We start from the raw sequence: 18,700 nt of genomic DNA on the forward strand, positions 1-18,700 counted from the left end.
GTGCGGCCCGGGCCCGGGCCGTGCTCATTCATCCAGGTAGTTGTCCTTGATACCCCTGGACCGGCGGTACAGGTACAACCCGACCCGCAGCGCCACCAGCAGCAGGCAAAAGGCCCCGACCACCAGCCAGGTCTCGCCGAAATACTGGGTCAGTACGTTGTACAAAAGAGCCAGCGGGATGAAGATCGCCGTCATCAACAGCATGCGTTTCATTGTTCCTGGCACTCCTCTTCTTCGTCTTTCAACGGACACTTGACCACTTGTTTTGCGCCTTGCCAGGCAATCTGGGTGCCGACGGCACTTTTGATTTTCGAGGAATGGGCCGCTTTGCGCGCAGCCAGTTTAGCGGCGCGGTTCGCGGTATTGGCGGCCTGGCCATTCAGGGTCTTGAGGGCCTTGGCCGAGGTCAGCACGTTCTTGCCGGTGGTGAGCATACCCGGGGCCACGGTGCTCACGGCCCCCGATACCGCCACATGCTTCCAGTTGATGTCGATGCACTTCCACTTGATATCGGTGAGTTCGCGGTCGTTGTCCCAGTTGTCCTTGACCTGCCCCAGCACCTGCTTGCCCGCCTGCACCCCCAGCTCGATGCCGGCACCGATCACCCCGCGCAGGGCGAAGGCGCCGATCACCAGCAAGGGCACGAACAGACCCGTCGGGTCGTAGGCCACCGAGGGCACGTTCAACGCATAGACGTACAGGTTAGGCCCGCCCCGCAGGCCGATCGGGTCCTGGGTCGCATAGCGCCCCAGTTCCGGCAGGTAGTAGCGATAGCGGTTGTAGTAGAGGTCGCTTTCCAGGTCGTGATACTGGCCCTGGAAACGCAGCGGCTGGTCGGTGGAACCGCTTTGCCCGGTTATCGCGCGCCAGTCGTCGGCCTCGGCCTGCCACAGGATACGGCCCTGCTCGTCACTCAGGCGCAGCGGGGTGCCGATATGGTCGGTGTGAAAGAAGCCGATACGCGCTGCGCCCAACGCCGGGAAGCACTGCGCCGGCAGCGGTTGGTCTTCGGCCGCCATGGCTTGGCGCACCTGCAACAGTTCCGGGCTGTCGGGCTCGCAGTCCTGCTCCAGGCGCAGCCACGGCACACTGGTCCCGGGCTCGTAGACCGTGGTGCGCAGGCGTTGGCCAAAGGCTTCGGCGCACTGGCGATCGCCGTCCCAGCCGAAGCGCACGGTGTATTCCTGCTCACCTTCGCGCACGGTCTTGGCAATGCGCCGCGACAGGCCGTCATAGCGATAGCGCGCCTCGACCCGCCCCCCATCGGCGCGCCAGCGCACCAGGTGGACCAGGCGATGAGCACCGTCGTAGGCCAGTTGCAGGCGGTTGCCATCGGCGTCGATGCGCTCCAGCAGATTGCCCGCGCCGTCGTAGCGGTAGCGGCTGCCGCCGAACGCTTCGACCCGATTGCCCAGGCTGCCGACCGCGGACTGCGGCCCGGCCTGGGACGCACTGTCGGTGTGCACATAACCCGAGCGGTACAACTCGTTGTGCAGGCTGGTGCTGCTGTGTTGCGCCGCCGAGGTCAGGGCCTCGCTGTCGAAACGGTTGCCCGCCGGGTCGAAAGCGTAGCGCTGGGGCGTCCCGTCGCTGCGCTGGCTGGCCACCAGGCGGCCGCTGCGGTCGTAGTCATAACGCCGGTTCGGGCGCAGGTTTTCATCGATGCCGGTCAGTTGCCCCAGGGCGTCGTATTGATAGCTGCGCCGCCAGTCATCGCCCGCCGCCAGGGTCAATTGGCTGTGGGTCAGGCGTCCCAGGCGGTCGTAGCGGCGCTCGAGGTTGAACAACGCCTCGGGCTGGCCCTTGAGCCGGCCGTCGCGGCGGGTTTCACGGTGCAGGGCGTCGCGCTCGAACGCCAGCTCGGCCTGGGCCACCAGCACCCCGTGCACATGGCCGGGGCCGTAGGTCAACCAGTTGACCTCGGGGGCATCGCCAAAACGGCTGCTCTGGCGCGCGCCCAGTTCGTCATGGCGGTGCGCGACGCTGTAGACCCAGCCGTCGGCGTGGATCTGGTTTTCCAGGCACAGATTTCCCGCCTCGTCATAGGCAAAGCGCAGTTCGCAATCCGCGCCCTTGACCCCGGCCAGGCGCCCGTCGGCCAGCCAGCGGTAATGCTGGCTGCTCGCCGGCGCGCTGGCGGTGGCCGGCAGGTGACAGCTCAGCAGACGCCCGTCGAGGTTGTAGGCGTAGGTGGTCTCGCGCTCGTCGGCATCGACCCGCGCCACCAATTCATCGGCGGCGTTGTAGCGGTAGCGCTGGCAGCGCCCGTCGAAGCCGGTTTCCTGCACCAGACGGTCCAGCAGGTCATAGGCAAAATGCGCCTGGGCGCCATTTTCATTGGTCAGCATGACCAGGCGTCCGGCTTCGTCGTAGCGGTAATGCTGCTCATGTCCGGCAGCATCGGTGACGCAGGTCAGGCGTTCGGCGCGGTCCCAGAAGAACTGGGTGAAGTGCCCGTCGCCATCGGCCATATGGGTCTGGCGCCCCTGGGCATCGTAGCGGTACTTGAGTTGGGTGCCGTCGGCCATGGACAGGCCCGTGACCTGGCCCAGGTGATCGTAGCCACGGCGGGTGACCTGGCCCAGGGCATCGGTTTCGGCCAGCAACTGGCCTTCGCCATCGTATTCGCAGGTCCGGGTCTGGCCCGAGCAGTCGGTGACACTGGCCAGCAGGCCGAGGCGGTTCCAGGTCAGGCGCTTGATGCCGCCCCTGGCATCCACCACCTGGGTGGGCCGGTCCGGCAGCGCCGGGTCGTCGTAGGCATAGCGGGTGATGCCGGCCGGCCCCTGGACGCTGAGCAACCGGGCACTGGCGTCATGCTTGAGCAGCCACTGGCGACCCATGCTGTCGATCAGTTCCTTGAGCAGCCCGGTTTCGTCGTCGATGCTCTTGCGGAATCGGGTCTTGCCCGGGGTCTGTTCTTCCAGCACCCGGCCCTGGCCATCGAGTCGACGACGGAACTCGCGGCCCAGTGGATCGCGGATCAGCACCAGGCGCCCGAACATGTCGTACTCGAACTCGGTACGGCTGCCATCGGCACGCACCAGGGCGGTCCAGCGCTGCTCGCCGCCGCTGCCGCTGAACTCGTAACGCTCGGTACGGCCCAGGCTGTCGACCACCTCGGTGGCCTCGCGCTGGTAACGGAACTCCCGGGTCAGGCCGTCGGTTTCACTTTGCTTGAGCACCCGGCCGTGGGGCTGGTGCAGGTCCCAGGTGTAGCGCACTTCCAGGCCGCCCGGCTCACCGTGGGCCACCAGGATGTGGTTGTGCCAGGCAAACACCCGGACCACTTCGCCGAGGCGGTTGCGCACCGCCACCAGGTCGCCGCTGTCGTTGAACTGGTAGCGCACCAGCCAGTCCAGGCGGCGGCTTTGCAGGTCCAGGTCGGCCGGTACCGGGCCGTCGACATTGGCCAGGATCACCCCCTGCAGACGCACCCCGTCATCCCCCGGCGACGGTTCGCAACAGCCCTGGTAGACCAGGGCGTAACTGCGTCCGGCACTGTCGCGGATGCTGGTCAGCAGGCCACTCTGGCTCCAGCCGAACTCGGTGCGGTAGCCACTGCGGCCGAATGTGGCGTGCAGGCGCCAGACACCGTCGGCCTGGCGCTGGAAATGCAGGTAGCTGGTGTCGATCAACAGCAGCACGGCACCCTCGTCGGCGGCCAGCGCCTCCGGCACCGCGGCCCAGCGCCCCTTCCACGGCTGAACGGCCGGTCCTTCCTGCGGGGCGCAGCCCCGACGCAGCCACAGGCGCTCGGTACCGGAGTAGAACACCGCCCCCGGCGCCAGGGCCGGAAAGCTGATGCGCCGGCCCTGGGCGTCAATCAGCACACAGGCGGTCGGGCTCAGCTCCAGGTGCATGCTCTCCCCCGGCAGCCACCAGCCCTGGCCGAGCCGGCTGATGCGCGGGTTGCTCGACAGGTAGCCGCGACCGAAGGTGAAGGTGTCCGGCGCGGCGAGGGCGAAGTCGACTTCCTCGGGCAGCAGCTTGCAGCCCAGCATCGGGTTCACCGGCTGGCCGACATTGGGCACGCAGGCCGACACCCGGTCGGCGATGCCGACCCCGGACGCGCCGACATGCACCGTTGGCGAGCCGGTGGCGATCACACCGCCGGAAACCTTTTCGCCAACGTGGGAAACGGGAAGACCGCTCATCTATCTGTCCATCCTTGAGGTCTGTGGGACCGTTTACCTGAGGGTGTGCTAGCAGTTGATATCGACATTCGGCGAGAGAATCTCGATCTCCGAGGGCGTGATGCGGATCGTGCTCTGGCCGCAGGTCAGGCGGATCTCCTTGTCGGCCGTGAGTTCGATGGTCTGGCTGCCGAGCTTGAGGCTCTTGCCGTCCAGGGTGATGGTCGAGCCATCGTCGCTGCCGCCCACCGCCAGGTGATAGCTTTCACCGGCCGAGATCACGTTTTTCTTGCCGATCTGGGTGGTCTGGTTCAGGCCGACAAAGGTGTTCATCATCATGCCGACGTTGAGGCTGTAGCCGAGCCCGACGTTTTCCATGCGGCCCATGCCGACGTTCTGCAGCGAGGCCATGAGAATGGTCTCGGACTTGTTCATGCCGATCAGCACCGTCTCGTTCAGGTCCACGGTCTTCTTGCGGTTGGCGTGGACCGTGATGGTCTCGTTGTTGTCCACGGTTTCGGTGCGGTCCCGGTGGACGTGCACGGTCTCGTCGCGGTCGATGGTTTTCGCACGGTCGCGGCCCACCCAGTGGGTTTCGTCGTTCTCGACCTCGATGTCCTGGTTCTTCTCGGCATGGATAAACAGCTGCTCCTCGCCCTTCTTGTCCTCCATGCGGATTTCATTGAAGTTGGCCGGCGTGCCGCCCTTGCTTGAACGGCTCTTGATCCCGCTCTGGGTGGCGTTGGCCGGCAGGTCGTAGGGCACCGTCTGCTCAGCGTTGTACACCCGGCCGGTGATGATCGGGCGGTCGGGGTCGCCTTCGAGGAAGCTGACGATCACTTCCTGGCCGATGCGCGGAATGTGCATCGCGCCCCAGTTCTTGCCGGCCCAGCTTTGCGAGACGCGGATCCAGCACGAGCTGTTTTCATCCGAGCGGTCGTGGCGATCCCAATAGAAATGCACCTTCACCCGGCCGAATTTATCGGTCCAGATTTCCTCGCCGGCGGGGCCCACCACCATCGCCGTCTGCGGGCCGCGCACCAGGGGTTGCGGGGTCAGCGGCAGCGGACGGAAGACCTGGGTGGCGTCGATGCAATCCAGGGTGCTTTCAAACTGAAAATCGCCATCGGCGGCGCCCGATTCGTAGGCCTCCTGGCTGATCCGGTAACGGGCGGTGGCCACCAGGTACTCGCGGTTCTGGTCGAGCCGGGGGTAGCCGGTCAGGCTGAACAGATGCCCGCTGCCAATGCCCCGGGCGTTGCCGTGCATGACAATGCGCTCGTACTGAGTCTGGATCGCTTCGATGCGGTTGCGCGCGTACTGCTCGCCATCCTCGGCCTGCACGTATTCGCCGGGGTAGTCGTACAGCGGGTAGTCGCCGTTGCTGTGGGGGCGCGGCACCGTGGAGCGCACTTCCAAACGGGTGCTGGGGCGCTGGAAATCGTAATCGCTGAGCTCCAGGGAGCCGGGCTGCACCTCGTGGTCCAGGTGCCAGTCGAAGATGTGGTCGCGCTCGCGGATCCGGTCCTTGAGCGGGTAGTACGGCACGCTGGCGTAACCGGGCGCCGTGCTGTGGGCGCCGTAGTCGTCGGCCAGCACCAGCACATGGCGCCCCGCCTCATGGCGGAAGAAATAGTAGATGCCCTCCTGCTCCAGCAGGCGGCTGACGAAATCGAAGGCGGTCTCGCGGTACTGCACGCAGTATTCCCACTCGCGGTAGGTGCGGGTCAGGGCGTCTTCGAAGTCGGTGAAGCCCAGGTCGCGAAACACCTGCATGACGATGTCCGGCACCGTGCGGTTCTGGAAGATCCGGCAATCGGAGGTGCGGCTCAGCAGCCACAGCCAGGGTCGGACCGACAGCCGATAACCGGCAAACTGCCCACTGCCGGCAGTCTGCCCGCAGCGGCTGACAATGCCGTGGAAGTAGCGCAGGGAGCCGTCGTATTGCTCGATGGACAGGCTCACCGGCTGGCCGAGCAAGGCGTTCAGCGGCAACGAATGGTGTTTGGAAACCAGCGCCAGCTCGTATTCGAAGGGACGGCCCAGGGCTTCATTGCCATCCATTCGGTCGAGTTGCAGGACATCGGCGCCCAACGGGCTGATGAGCTTGACCACTCGGGCCTGCTGAGTGAGATTCATTGCGATCCTTGCCTGACGATGAGGGACGGTACCCTGTCGGTCCGCGGGACCCAGGGTGCACCCAAACCCGCATTATTCAGAATGCACGGACCCAGCGCCAGATTTATAACCACATCGACCAGGAAGAATCTGAAGACAATCAAGGATTTGTGACTCAGGCCGCAGGCGCGGCCCGAGTCCGGCAGGTCTTCAGCGCACCGGGGTCAGCAGCGCACCGGGGGCCGGGGCGAAAGGCGGTTCGGCGCTGGCCGCGCGGGCCACAAAGTCGTCCTGGCGCAGTACCACCAGGGCAATCAGCGACACCACACCGGTGCCGATGTAGAAGTACCAGGGCGACGTGATGTCACCGGTGAGCTTGATCAGCCAGGTGGAAATCAGCGGCGCGCTGCCGCCAAACACTGCCACCGGGATGTTGTAGGCCACCGCGATGCCCGTGGAGCGGATCCGCGTCGGCAACAGCTCGCTCATCAGGGCGTAGGTCGAGGAAGCGTAAAGCCCGAACAGAATCGCCACCGCCATCAGCGGGAAGAAAAACGAGGTGGGCGTCGCGGTCGGGGCCGACTTGAAGAACCAGAACATCGCCAGCGTGGCCAGCGTCCCGACCACCAGCAAAAACGGCTTGCGTCCGTAGCGGTCGGTAAAGGCCCCGCCGAACGGCATGACGAACGCCGCCGAGAAGCTGGCGACGAACACGTACAACAGGGTGGTGCCACTGTCGAACTTGAGGATGCTCGACATGTAGGTCGAGGCGAAGGTCAGCACCAGGTAAAAGATCGAGCTGTGCAAGGTGATGATGAAGAACACCAGGGCAATCGCCCGCTTCCATTGCCAGACCTCACGCAGCGGCGCCCTGGACGTTTGTCCGGCGCGTTGCAGGGCCAGGAACTCGGGGCTGTCCTCGAGCCGCAGGCGGATGTACATCGAGACCAGGCCCAGGGGCGCGGCAATCAGAAACGGAATGCGCCAGCCCCAGGCCTGCATCAGGTCCGCGCCCAGGGCCCAGGTCATGCCATTGGCCACCGCCCCGCCCAGCAACAGCCCGAGCACCGCGGTGACCATCAGCCAGCAGGTGGCAAACCCACGGCGCCCGGGTCCGGCGTACTCGGAAATAAAGCTGGTGATGGTGCCGATCTCGCCACCGGCCGAGAAGCCCTGCACGCAGCGAATCAACACCAGGATGATCGGCGCGGCGATCCCGATCGAGGCATAGGTCGGCAACAGCCCCAGCAGGCAGGTGGAGCCGGCCATCATCACCAGTACCGTGATCAGGGTCTTGCGCCGGCCGATCTTGTCCGCCAGCGGACCGAAAAACAGACCACCCAGGGGCCGGATGAAAAAGCTCAGGGCAAAGGCGGCGAAGCTCGCCAGCAGGCTGGTGGTCGGGTCGTCGGAGACAAAAAATGCCTTGCCGATGTACACCGCGAGAAAGCCGTAGACGCCGTAGTCGTACCACTCGATAAGGTGCCCCGACGTGGCACCGATAAACGCCCGGCGCCGTTGCCGGGCCGGGTTTTTCTGTTGCAGATCCATTGTGTGGACTCCTGTCTTGTCGCTATCCATGAAAAACACGCCTCAAGGCGTCGCTGAAACGCTCACCGCCTCCATCAACGACAGACGCAGTTCGGTCTTGAGGATCTTGCCGTAACTGTTGCGGGGTAATTCTTTGCGAAACACGTACTTCGTCGGCTTCTTGAACGAGGCCATGCGCTGCACAAACCAGGCGTTGAGTTGCTGTTGATCAAGCACCGCGCCGTCGCGCGCAACGACGAAGGCTACCACCGACTCGCCCCATTGCGGGTGCGGCTCACCCACCACGCAAACTTCAAACACCGCCGGGTGCTGGGCCAGCACCTCCTCCACCTCGCGCGGGTAGATGTTGCTGCCACCGGAAATGATCACATCCTTGGAGCGATCGGTCAGGGTCAGGTAACCCGCGCAGTCGAGGTAGCCGATGTCCCCGGTCAACAACCAGCCCTGCACCAGGGCCTCGCGGGTGGCCCGCGCATTGCGCCAGTAACCGAGCATCACCGTGGCGCCGCGCACGGCGATTTCACCGGGCTGGCCAGCGGGCAGCGGCGCGCCCTGAGGGTCGCGAATGCTGATTTCGACGCACGAGTGGGCACGCCCCACCGACGACGCCAGGGCCGCCCAGTCGGCGCGGTCGCAGTCGGCGATCAGTTCGCGGGGCAAGGCGCTGATGGTCATCGGGCTTTCGCCCTGGCCGTAGATCTGCACCAGTCGCGGGCCAAAGGTGGCAAGGGCTTCGCGCAAGTCCGCGAGGTACATCGGGGCTCCGCCGTAGACGATGGTCTTGATCCCCGCCCCGGCATAACCCTGGGCCCGCGCCTGCTCGACCATGCGTTTGACCATGGTCGGCGCGGCAAACAGGCTGACCTGCCCTAGCTCACCGGCCAGGGCGAACAGCTCCTCGGCCTTGAACCCGCGGGACTCGGGCACCACATGCCGCGCACCGCAGCGCACATGAATAAAGTTGTACAGCCCGGCGCCGTGGGACATCGGCGCGGCATAGACCACCGCATCCCCGGCGGCTACCGGGTCGACATCGATCGGGTAGCACAGGGACATGGCGCTGAGGTTGCCGTGGGACAGCATCACCCCCTTGGAGCGCCCGGTGGTGCCGGAGGTGTAGAACAACCACGCCAGGTCCTCGGACTGACGCGGGCATGGGCTGCCGAGGCTCTCGGTCAGCGGCCCGCAGGCGCTCAGGGCCAGCTCCCGGCACGGCGGCGTCAGCGCCTGGGGCTCGAACACCTGACCGTCATCGGTGAAGATCAGCCGCGCCTGGGCGTTGTCGGCGATCCACGCGGCTTCGGCCGGGTGCAGCCGGCTATTGATCGGCACCGCCACTGCGCCCGCCCACCAGATGGCATACAGCAACTCCAGGTAGTGGCAGCTGTTTTTCATGAACAACGCGACACGCTCGCCCGGCGCAATACCGTGCTGCTGCACCAGCTCGGCCGCACGCTGCGCGGCGTGGGCGGCAAAGGTGCGATAGTCGGCCACTGCCCGCGCGCCGCTGAACAACGCCGGGCGCTCGGGCCAGCGGCGACCGGCATCCAGTAACCAGTTGGCGATATTCATGCTCAGGCCCTGAGTGCCTGAAGCACCGAGGCATAGTTGGCCACCGCCATGCCGCCCATGTTGAACACCAGCCCGAACTCCGGGCCCGGCACGGCGATCCCGATTGGCTCGCCGGTCAGTTGGCGGAACGCCAGGGCGTGCATTGACACCCCGGTCGCGCCCACTGGATGCCCCTTGGCTTTGAGTCCGCCGGACAGGTTTACCGGCAGGCGGCCACCGGCGCGGACGATGCCGTCGTCCAGGGCCCGATGCCCCTCGCCCTTGGGCGCCAGGCCCATGGCTTCATAAATCAGCAGTTCGGCGATGGTGAAGCAATCGTGGACCTCGGCAAAGCTCAGGTCGGTCAAGGTCAGGCTGGCACCGCGCAGCGCCGAGTGAATCGCCCGCTGCGGGCCCTCGAAGGCCAGCAGGTCGCGCTGGGCGATCGGCAGGAAGTCATTGACCTGGGTCGCGGCGCGAATCAGTACATCACGCCGAAACAGCCGGGCGCGCTTGGACGAGGCCAGCACAATGGCCGCCGCGCCGTCACTGATCAGCGAGCAATCGGTCAGGCGCAGCGATGGCGCCACATACGGGTTGCTCTTGGACACGTTGTTGCAATGCTCGAAATCCATGACCCGGTGCATCTGCGCCAAAGGGTTGGCCATGGCGTTGGAGTGGTTTTTAGTGGCGATGGCGGCCATCGAGGCCATCGGGCACTGATAGCGATCGCGGTACTGCTCGGCGGCCAGGCCGAACAACTGGGGAAAACTCAGCCCCGCCTCTTCGACGTCGTTCTGGTAGCCGGCGCCCGCCAGGGCCTGGGTGACCTCAGCCGTGGAGTTGTGGGTCATCTTCTCGGCCCCCACCACCAGCACCAGCTCGGCGGCGCCGGAAAGGATGGCGTTGATCCCCGCCTGGATCGCCGCCGAGCCCGAAGCGCAGGCGTTCTCGCAGCGGGTGGCCGGCTTGAAGCGCAGGCCCGGGTCGGCCTGCATCAGCAAGGACGCGGGGAACGCATCAGGCACCATCCCGGCGTTGAAGTGCCCGAGGAACAGCGCATCGATCTCCGATGCATCGATGGCGGCGTCCGCCAGGGCCTCGCGGCTGACCTGGACGATCAGGTCTTCCAGGGTGCGACCGTCCAGCCGGCCAAAGGGGGTGTGTCCGGCGGCGACGATGGATACGGAATCATGGGTCATGGCGATTTTCTTCTTTGCTTGTCACAGGCATTCCTTACAATGCCTCCAGCACGAACCCCTCGCTAGTTCGTGCAACTACGTACATGGATAAGTAGCCGCGCCGGGGAGCAGCACCCCGACTGCGAATTCACATCGAGGCAGGATGCCCAATGAACGCTTTCGCCCAACAGAAAAATGACCTTGAGCGCCTGGCATTCCAAATGTCTCCCGCCCCGCAGCTGATCACCGGCCACCGGGTGATGCTCGACTGCAACGAGGCCTTCCTGCAGCTGTTCGGCTACTCCCATGAAGAACTCGTGGGCCACCTGACCCTGCTGATCTACCCCTCTCAGGCGGACTACACCACCATCGGCAACCGCAGCCGCAACTGGTTGCTCAACAGCAACAGCTGCGCCTATTCCGACGAACGCTTCATGCAGCACAAGAGTGGCGAAGTGTTCTGGGCCAAGGCCCATGGCTACACCCTGACCCTGGACGACCCGTTCAAGCTGATGATCTGGCACTTCGAGCGCATGGACCGCCCGCACCACGCCACGGTCAACCTCACACCCCGCGAACGCGAAGTGTCGATGCATATCGTCAACGGCCTGACCTGCAAGGAAGTGGCGAAGAAACTGGCGATCTCCCACCGCACGGTGGAAGTCCACCGCGCGCGGCTGATGAAAAAGCTGCAAGCCAAAAACAGTGCGGAACTGGTCTCGAAGATCATTTTCGTCAATTGAGCGGGCCCGGCCCAAGCCAGGCCCCGGGCGGCCTCAGCGCCCGGCAAAGCGCAGCCGCGACAACTGGCGCAAGTCGCCCTCGCGGTAGTAATCGTCACTCCAGGCATCATCCACCGCCAATGGCTGGACCTGCTTGAGCGCCAGCTTCTTCGCGTAATAGCGAAAGCGGTAATGCTCGTAAAAACGCAGCAACTCCAGGCCGTAACGGTCCGCCAGGTCGGTGTCGCCACGGATGATCAGAAAGTTCTCGTCATTGCCATTGCTCGCGGCGGCGCTGAGGTTGTGGCTGCCGCTGATGATCACCGGCGCGTCGCTGGTGAAGTCGCTGACGATGGCCTTGGTGTGCACCAGCAAATTGCCCTTCTGGCCCTTCAGTCCTTCCTTCAGCCAGCCTTCCAGGCCGTCGTTGAGCAATGCGGTGGCGGCGAACTCGGCGCTGCGGTCGGCATGGAAACCGGTGATGCGGCTGGCGGTGTTTTGCAGGCCGTAACGCAGCACGTCGTCGTGGGGCTGGCCGAGCAAGGCGTTGAGGATCATGTCCGGCAGGGTGAATGCGGTGACGAACAGCAGGTCCTTTTTCGAGGCGTTGATGATCTCGACAAAGGCTTGCAGGTCGCCCTGCCCCGAGCGCGGGGAAAACCCGGCAAACAGCGGCGTGTCCAGCCGCACCGGGTTGTGCTGGGTCAGCCATTTGCGCGTCGCGCCGACGTCTGCCGGGGCGGCCCAGATGTGCTCGAATACCTCCAGGTAGCTCGCGGCCAGGCTGGGGTTGTCCAGCACGTGCACCACGTTGGCCTGGCGGTAGACCCCGTTGGCGGTGAAGTTGGTGCTGCCGCAGAGCACGGCGGCCGGCTGCGCCGTGCCGTTGGCGTCGAGCTGGCTGAGGACAATGAACTTGTCATGGAAAATGCTGTGGGTCACCCGCCCGCGCGCATTGGCCGGCGGCAGGTGCTGCAGATTGGCCTGATTCAGCGCCGTGTCCGCATCCCCGGGCTGGGCGTGGTACAGCACCCGCACCCTGGCGCCACGGTCGAAGGCGGCATTGACCGCGTCGATGACCGATTGCAGCTGGTATTCGTAGATCGCGATATCCAGCGCCCAGTGCGCATCCACCGCACGTTCGATAAACCCCAGCAGCTCGCCGAGCAGGCCGTTTTCCAGCCATTGCCGGGGCGCCTCGGGCCAGGCTTCGATGGGCAGGTGCTTGTTGGCGCTGATCAGCGCATCCAGCTCGGGAAACTTGCGCGAAAACGCCTGGCTGGCGGCCACCGCTCGATTGAAGATCACCCGCTGCCCCGGCGGCAGGCCGTTATCGGCCGTGACCGTGACCTGCAGCGACTCCCCCAGTTGCGGCGCATCCGGGCTGCCATAGGCCAGGTGCACCCGGTAATCCATGGTCGCCCCGGGGTTGACCGCGTAATCGGCCCAGCGAAATTTTTGCAGCGGCGCCTGATCGCTCGGCGTGGCGTTGTACTGAGGGAAACTGTGGGCCTTGCCGGGGAAAGTCAGGCTGTTGAACAGAAACAGCCAGGGCTTGGTGGCGCTGCGCTTTTCAATGGCAAACCCGAGCAACCCCTTGCGCCGCGCGGGGTCCAGGTCCATGGCCAGCAACACCCCGTTAGTCCCGGCATAAGCCTTGACCCGAAAATCATCCTTGTCGTTACTCACCAGTACCCGCATACATTCACTCCTGTGACGGTGGACCAAGCGTAGCCCCTGAACCGCTCCCCGGCCTGCGCCCGCGACGGACACCCGTAGCCGCAGCCAGCAGGCTGCGCTGGGCAGCACAGACGCCGTGGCGTGTCAGGTGAATTACGGCGGTTGTGAGGGACAGCGCAGCCTATCGGCAGCGGCTACAGGAGTTGTGTCAGGCGGTTGGGAGCAGCAGGTCGATATGACGGTATTCGGCGCCCAGGGCAGTGGCCAGTTGCTGGGCGCGGGCGAGGCGGATGGGGCCGCGCTCGATGTCGATCAGCAATGCCGGACAGTTGAGGGGGGGCTGCGGCGGCAGGCTTTTCAGCCGGCCGTCGGTGATAAGCAAGACCCGCTGCTGCTCTGCCGGAAAACGCCATTGGCGCCGGGCCAGCCATTGCGCGGCTTCTTCCAGCGCCTGCAGCAAGGGCGTTCCGCCACCCGCGCCAAGCCCGTCCAGCCACTGGCGCAAATCCGCCGAAGCCTTCAAACCCTGGACCTGCCAGCTCGGTGTGCGGCCACTGGCGGTCAGCAGCGCCAGCCGGGCGCGCTGGCGGTAGGCGTCGTCGAACAGTTGCGCCAGCAGCCCCTTGGCATCGCTCAGCGCCGAATGCCGGCGGGTCGAAGCCGAGGCGTCGACAATCACCAGCCACAGCTCATGGGCCGTGCGACTGCGCAGGCGATACAGCAGATCCTCGCGCACCCGTGGCCGACCTTTAAGCAAGGTCCCTGGCCAGTTGATCGTGCCCTCAGGCGCCGCCCGGCCCCGACCCTGCCGTCCCTGGTCCAACCTCCCTGCCCGGGGCCTGGCATCCGCCCCCGCGGCAGAGCGAGGGCGGATGCCTAGGGCTTTTTTGGCCAGCTCGGCACTTCACGGCGCACGCCGGTGGCTTGGGCTTGGGCCGGCATTTCGCCCCATTGGCCCTGGCCCGTGGCGGCTTGCTGCTGCGTCGCGGACGGCGCCTGGGAAGATTGGGGCTGGTCTGCCGCCGCCGGCGGGGTGTCGCGACGGCGATGGCGCAACGCAAACTCGGCCACGGCGTCGATATCCTGCCCAGTGATCGCCGTTGCCCCGCGCCAGGCGGCATGGGCCCGGGCCGCGCGCAACCACACCAGGTCGGCGCGCAGACCGTCGACCCCAGCGGCGAAACAGCGCTCGGTGATCTGCGCCAGAGCCCCATCGTCCAGGGCGATCTGCCCCAGCAACTCACGTGCGCCCTGGCAGCGCTCACGCAGCGCCACTTGCTGCGGCGCCCACTGCTCGCAGAAACCCTGGGGATCACTGTCGAAATCCAGGCGCCGACGAATGATCTGCCCGCGCTCGCTCGGCGGCGTCTGCCCACCCAGCGCCACATTCAGACCGAAGCGGTCGAGCAGTTGCGGGCGCAGCTCGCCCTCCTCCGGGTTCATGGTGCCGATCAGCACGAACTTCGCCGAATGCCGATGGGAAATGCCGTCACGCTCGATGAGATTGGTGCCGCTGGCGGCGACGTCCAGCAACAGGTCCACCAGATGATCGGGCAGCAGGTTGACCTCATCGACGTACAGCACGCCGCCATCGGCCTTGGCCAGTACCCCGGGGGAAAACTGCGCCCGGCCCTCGCCCAGCGCGGCATCCAGATCCAGGGTGCCCACCAGCCGCTCTTCGGTCGCGCCCAGGGGCAAGGTGACAAATTGCCCGCTGGCCAATAGATCCGCCAGCCCCCGGGCCAGAGTCGACTTGGCCATGCCCCGTGGCCCTTCGATCAGCACCCCACCGATTTTCGGATCGATGGCAGTCAGGCACAGCGCCAGTTTCAGGTCATCGGCGCCAACCACGGCGGACAGCGGAAAATGTGGGGTATCGCTCATGTCGGGGTCTCGGTCAGGGCCTGGGTGCGTAAAGATTGGGGTGAGCGCTGGTTGTGTGTGGCTTGTGCCGGACAGCGCAGCCTGCGGCAGCGGCTACAGGTGTGGCTAGCTCTCTTCGATGTCCAGCAGCAGGTTTTCCAGGGCCTCGCGGTACTCGCCAGGCTCTTGCCACAGGCCACGCTGCTGGGCTTCGAGCAGGCGTTCGGTCATGTCGCGCAGGGCATGGGGGTTGTGCTGCCGGATAAACTCGCGGGTCGACGGGTCAAGCACATAGGCGTCAGCCAGCAAGGCGTATTGGTGGTCATCGATCAGTTCGGTGGTGGCGTCGAAGGCGAACAGATTATCCACGGTCGCGGCCATTTCAAAAGCGCCTTTATAGCCATGGCGCTTGACCCCCTCGATCCACTTCGGATTGGCCGCCCGGGAACGGATCACCCGGTTCAACTCCTCCTTGAGACTGCGGATTTTCGGCAGGTCCGGCTGGCTGTGGTCGCCATGGTAACTGGCGGCCTTGGCCCCGCTGAGGCTTTCCACCGCCGCCAGCATGCCGCCCTGGAACTGGTAGTAGTCGTTGGAGTCGAGCAGGTCGTGCTCGCGATTGTCCTGGTTTTGCAGCACCGCCTGCACCTGGCTCAGGCGCTGGGCGAACCGCTCGCGGGCCGCCGTGCCTTCATCACTGCCGCCGTAGGCATAACCGCCCCAATTGAGGTAGACCTCGGCCAGGTCTTCGCGGCTTTGCCACAGGCGCCCATCGATGGCGCCCTGGACCCCGGCCCCATAGGCCCCGGGCTTGGCCCCGAAAATCCGCCAGCCGGCCTGGCGCGCCGCCGCGTCGGCATCCAGCCCTGCCTCCAGCAGGCTCTGGCTCTCGGCGCGGACCTTGGCCGCCAGCGGGTTGAGGTCATCGGGCTCATCCAGCGCCGCCACTGCCTGCACCGCGGCATCGAACAGCCGGATCAGGTTGGCGAAGGCGTCGCGGAAGAACCCCGAGACCCGCAGGGTCACGTCGACCCGAGGCCGGTCCAGCAGGCTCAGGGGCAGGATCTCGAAGTCATCGACCCGCTGGCTGCCGGTGGCCCACACCGGGCGCACGCCCATCAGGGCCATGGCCTGGGCGATATCATCACCGCCGGTGCGCATGGTCGCCGTGCCCCAGACCGAGAGCCCGAGCTGGCGCAGGTGGTCGCCGTGATCCTGCAGATGTCGCTCAAGAATCAGATGGGCTGACTGAAAGCCGATGCGCCAGGCGGTGGTGGTCGGCAGGTTGCGCACGTCCACCGAGAAAAAATTGCGTCCGGTGGGCAGCACGTCCAGGCGTCCGCGACTCGGCGCACCACTGGGCCCGGCCGGCACGAAGCGCCCGCCCAGGGCATCCAGCAGGCCGCGCATTTCTGCCGGGCCGCAGGCATCCAGGCGCGGTGCGACCACGTCGCGCAGGCCGTCGATAATCGCCTTCACCTCTGCCCAACCCGGCTCCTCGAGTTGCTCCAGCGGCCCTTGCAGGGCACTTTCGATCAACTGTCCGGCAAACAGTTCGAGGCGCTCGCGGGTATCCCCGGCGGTGCGCCACAGCTCAGTGCTGACCTGCTGCAACAGCGGCGGACGGCGTTCGCTCCAGGGTTCGGCCAGGGCGCAATCCAGCGGATCGAACCCCAGCTCGAAAGCCTTGGCCAGGGCCCGCAGCAGGCTCGACTGCGCACCCCGGCCATCGCCGCGGGGGATGCGCAGCAGGGCCAGCAGGGTGTCGAGGCGCAGGCGCCCGGTGGGCGATTCGCCGAACACGTGCAGGCCGTCGCGGATCTGCGACTCCTTGAGGTCGCACAGGTAGGTGTCCAGGCGTGGCAGCCAGATCGCCGCATCGGCGTCGCTGTCGAGTTTCTCGTCGAGCTGCAATTCGCGGTCGATGCGGGTTTCCCGCACCAGCTTGAGAATGTCGCGCTGCAACTCGCGGGCACGCCGCGGGTCCAGCAGTTGGGCTTCGTAATACTCGTCGGCCAACAGCTCCAGGTCGCGCAGCGGACCATAGGTTTCGGCGCGGGTCAGGGGCGGCATCAGGTGGTCGATGATCACCGCCTGGGTCCGGCGCTTGGCCTGGGCGCCTTCCCCCGGGTCATTGACGATAAACGGGTAGATATTGGGCAGCGGCCCCAGCAATGCATCCGGCCAGCAGCTCTCGGACAGCCCGACACCCTTGCCCGGCAGCCACTCCAGGTTGCCGTGCTTGCCGACGTGAATCAGTCCGTGGGCGCCATAGGCCTGGCGCAGCCAGAAATAGAACGCCAGGTAACCGTGGGGCGGCACCAGGTCCGGGTCGTGGTAGACCGCGCTGGGGTCGACCTGATAGCCCCGGGCCGGCTGGATACCGACAAAGGTCAGGCCAAAACGCAGGCCGGCGACCATCATCCGTCCGCCGCGAAACATCGGGTCCTGTTCCGGGCTGCCCCAACGCGCTTGCACCGCCTGTCGATTGGCCTCGGGCAAGGCGTTGAACATCAGCCGGTAGTCGTCCAGCGCCAGGCTTTGCGCGCAGGGCCGCAGGTCGATGCTGTCGAGGTCATTGCTGACGCCACCGAGCAATTGCTGGATCAACGCCGTGCCGCTGGCCGGTAGCTCGGTGCTCAGCGGGTAGCCCTCGGCCTGCAAGGCGCGCAGGATATTCAGCGCCGCCGCCGGAGTATCCAGGCCGACACCATTGCCGATGCGCCCGTCGCGGGTCGGGTAGTTGGCCAGGATCAGCGCGATGCGCTTTTGCCCGTTGGGCACCCGGGCCAATTCGATCCAGCGCCGCGCCAGTTCGGCGACGAAATCCATGCGCTCGGGCTGGGCCCGGTAGCAGACCACGTCCGACTGGCTGCGCTCGCTGCGCCAGGCCAGGTCCTTGAAGCTGATGGGCCGGCTGATGATGCGCCCGTCCAGCTCGGGCAAAGCGATGTGCATCGCCAGGTCGCGCGGGCCCAGGCCTTGTTCGCTGGCGCGCCAGCCGGGTTCGTTGTCCTGGGCGCAGATGGCCTGGATCACCGGGATATTGCGCCGAAATGGCCGCAGATGCGGGGCCTCGGGGCTGGACTGGGCAAAGCCGGTGGTGTTCAGAATCACCCCGGCCTCGACTTCATCCAGCAAGTCTTCGACCACCGTCAGGCAGCCGGGCTCCTTGAGACTGGCCAGGGCAATCGGCAACGGGTTGAGCCCGGCCGCCTGCAAACGCTGGCAAAACACATCGATAAACCCGGTATTGGCCGCCTGCAGATGGGAGCGGTAAAACAGCACCGCCGCCACCGGCTGTCCGGCGTGCCAGTCGGCCTGCCAATCGCTCAGGGTCGCGGCGCTTTTATGGGGGTGGTAAATCGCCGTGCGCGGCAGGGTCTGCGGCTCGGCCCAGGCATAGTCGCGGCCCAGCAGGCTGGCGGCCAGGCAACGGTACAGATTCAGGGCGTTGTCGCGCCCGCCCTGGCGCAAGAAGTGCCACAGCCGATCGCGCGCGGCCGCCGGCACCGTGCTCAGGTCGCTGAGCTCCGGGTCCGGGCGGTCATCCCCCGGCACCAGAATCAGCTGCACCCCGCGCTCGGCCAGTTGCACCAGGCGTTCGACGCCGTAGCGCCAGTAGCCGATGCCGCCGTGCAGGGAAATCAGGATCACCTTGGCGTGACGCAGCACCTGGTCGACATACAGGTCGACCGAGGCGTGGTTCTGCACCTGCATCGGGTTGGCCAGGCGAAAGCTCGGGAAGTCGTCCGGCAACTGCTGGGCCGCCTCCGCCAGCAGCGCCAGGCTGGAGTCGCCGCTGCACAGGATCACCAGCTCGGCGGGGGTTTGTCCAAGGTCGGCAATGTTGTCATCCGACACGAAACCGCCGGGCTGGGTCCTGAGCAGGTGCATG

At 66.0% G+C, this 18,700-nt stretch carries 11 protein-coding genes; 1 reads left to right on the forward strand and 10 read right to left on the reverse strand.

All coding sequences use genetic code 11. The annotated features are described in order from the left end of the window. Positions 1–24: 24 nt before the first annotated feature. From ACOZJV_RS29220 to ACOZJV_RS29245, 6 genes are all read right to left on the reverse strand, one after another. Positions 25–213, reverse strand: coding sequence for a hypothetical protein (locus tag ACOZJV_RS29220; protein ID WP_020297025.1), 189 nt, complete (start codon positions 211–213; stop codon positions 25–27). Next, positions 210–4,157, reverse strand: coding sequence for an RHS repeat-associated core domain-containing protein (locus ACOZJV_RS29225; protein ID WP_421549054.1), 3,948 nt, complete (start codon positions 4,155–4,157; stop codon positions 210–212). The genes ACOZJV_RS29220 and ACOZJV_RS29225 overlap by 4 nt, the downstream gene beginning before the upstream one ends. A 48-nt stretch (positions 4,158–4,205) precedes the next feature. After that, the gene (gene tssI / locus ACOZJV_RS29230) at positions 4,206–6,275 is read right to left on the reverse strand and encodes a type VI secretion system tip protein TssI/VgrG (protein WP_078468762.1); all 2,070 of its coding nucleotides are present in this window, start codon (positions 6,273–6,275) and stop codon (positions 4,206–4,208) included. Between the two features lie 189 nt (positions 6,276–6,464). Then, positions 6,465–7,805 carry an MFS transporter gene (locus ACOZJV_RS29235; RefSeq protein WP_421549055.1) on the reverse strand — a complete coding sequence of 447 codons (1,341 nt, stop codon included), beginning with the start codon at positions 7,803–7,805 and terminating at the stop codon, positions 6,465–6,467. A 42-nt stretch (positions 7,806–7,847) separates the two neighbouring features. Next, positions 7,848–9,377, reverse strand: a complete 1,530-nt coding sequence (locus tag ACOZJV_RS29240; protein ID WP_421549056.1) for a class I adenylate-forming enzyme family protein — start codon at positions 9,375–9,377, stop codon at positions 7,848–7,850. Between the two features lie 2 nt (positions 9,378–9,379). After that, on the reverse strand, positions 9,380–10,558 hold the full coding sequence (locus tag ACOZJV_RS29245; RefSeq protein WP_078468759.1) for an acetyl-CoA acetyltransferase: 1,179 nt from the start codon (positions 10,556–10,558) through the stop codon (positions 9,380–9,382). Between the two features lie 149 nt (positions 10,559–10,707). Between ACOZJV_RS29245 and ACOZJV_RS29250 the strand changes: the two genes are divergently transcribed. Next, positions 10,708–11,280 carry a LuxR C-terminal-related transcriptional regulator gene (locus tag ACOZJV_RS29250; protein WP_078468758.1) on the forward strand — a complete coding sequence of 191 codons (573 nt, stop codon included), beginning with the start codon at positions 10,708–10,710 and terminating at the stop codon, positions 11,278–11,280. A gap of 33 nt (positions 11,281–11,313) precedes the next feature. Here ACOZJV_RS29250 and ACOZJV_RS29255 read toward each other — a convergent pair whose 3' ends face one another. The 4 genes from ACOZJV_RS29255 to cobN form a co-directional block, all read right to left on the reverse strand. Continuing rightward, positions 11,314–12,960 carry a phospholipase D-like domain-containing protein gene (locus ACOZJV_RS29255; RefSeq protein WP_421549057.1) on the reverse strand — a complete coding sequence of 549 codons (1,647 nt, stop codon included), beginning with the start codon at positions 12,958–12,960 and terminating at the stop codon, positions 11,314–11,316. Positions 12,961–13,147: 187 nt separating this feature from the next. After that, positions 13,148–13,762: a vWA domain-containing protein gene (locus ACOZJV_RS29260; RefSeq protein WP_421549058.1), complete on the reverse strand. Its 615-nt coding sequence runs from the start codon at positions 13,760–13,762 to the stop codon at positions 13,148–13,150. A gap of 53 nt (positions 13,763–13,815) precedes the next feature. Further along, a complete protein-coding gene (locus tag ACOZJV_RS29265; protein WP_078468755.1) occupies positions 13,816–14,823 on the reverse strand; it encodes an ATP-binding protein in 1,008 nt (335 codons plus the stop codon). A 105-nt stretch (positions 14,824–14,928) separates the two neighbouring features. Further along, a complete protein-coding gene (gene cobN, locus ACOZJV_RS29270; protein WP_421549059.1) occupies positions 14,929–18,699 on the reverse strand; it encodes a cobaltochelatase subunit CobN in 3,771 nt (1,256 codons plus the stop codon). Position 18,700 lies beyond the last annotated feature (1 nt).

Source organism: Pseudomonas sp. QD4, from assembly GCF_049199125.1.
Lineage (GTDB): Bacteria > Pseudomonadota > Gammaproteobacteria > Pseudomonadales > Pseudomonadaceae > Aquipseudomonas.

Excerpts from the sequence above, each read along its gene's own strand:
- ACOZJV_RS29220 (WP_020297025.1), bottom strand. The coding sequence starts at position 213 with ATGAAACGCATGCTGTTGATGACGGCGATCTTCATCCCGCTGGCTCTT.
- ACOZJV_RS29225 (WP_421549054.1), bottom strand. The coding sequence starts at position 4,157 with ATGAGCGGTCTTCCCGTTTCCCACGTTGGCGAAAAGGTTTCCGGCGGT.
- tssI (WP_078468762.1), bottom strand. The coding sequence starts at position 6,275 with ATGAATCTCACTCAGCAGGCCCGAGTGGTCAAGCTCATCAGCCCGTTG.
- ACOZJV_RS29235 (WP_421549055.1), bottom strand. The coding sequence starts at position 7,805 with ATGGATCTGCAACAGAAAAACCCGGCCCGGCAACGGCGCCGGGCGTTT.
- ACOZJV_RS29240 (WP_421549056.1), bottom strand. The coding sequence starts at position 9,377 with ATGAATATCGCCAACTGGTTACTGGATGCCGGTCGCCGCTGGCCCGAG.
- ACOZJV_RS29245 (WP_078468759.1), bottom strand. The coding sequence starts at position 10,558 with ATGACCCATGATTCCGTATCCATCGTCGCCGCCGGACACACCCCCTTT.
- ACOZJV_RS29250 (WP_078468758.1), top strand. The coding sequence starts at position 10,708 with ATGAACGCTTTCGCCCAACAGAAAAATGACCTTGAGCGCCTGGCATTC.
- ACOZJV_RS29255 (WP_421549057.1), bottom strand. The coding sequence starts at position 12,960 with ATGCGGGTACTGGTGAGTAACGACAAGGATGATTTTCGGGTCAAGGCT.
- ACOZJV_RS29265 (WP_078468755.1), bottom strand. The coding sequence starts at position 14,823 with ATGAGCGATACCCCACATTTTCCGCTGTCCGCCGTGGTTGGCGCCGAT.
- cobN (WP_421549059.1), bottom strand. The coding sequence starts at position 18,699 with ATGCACCTGCTCAGGACCCAGCCCGGCGGTTTCGTGTCGGATGACAAC.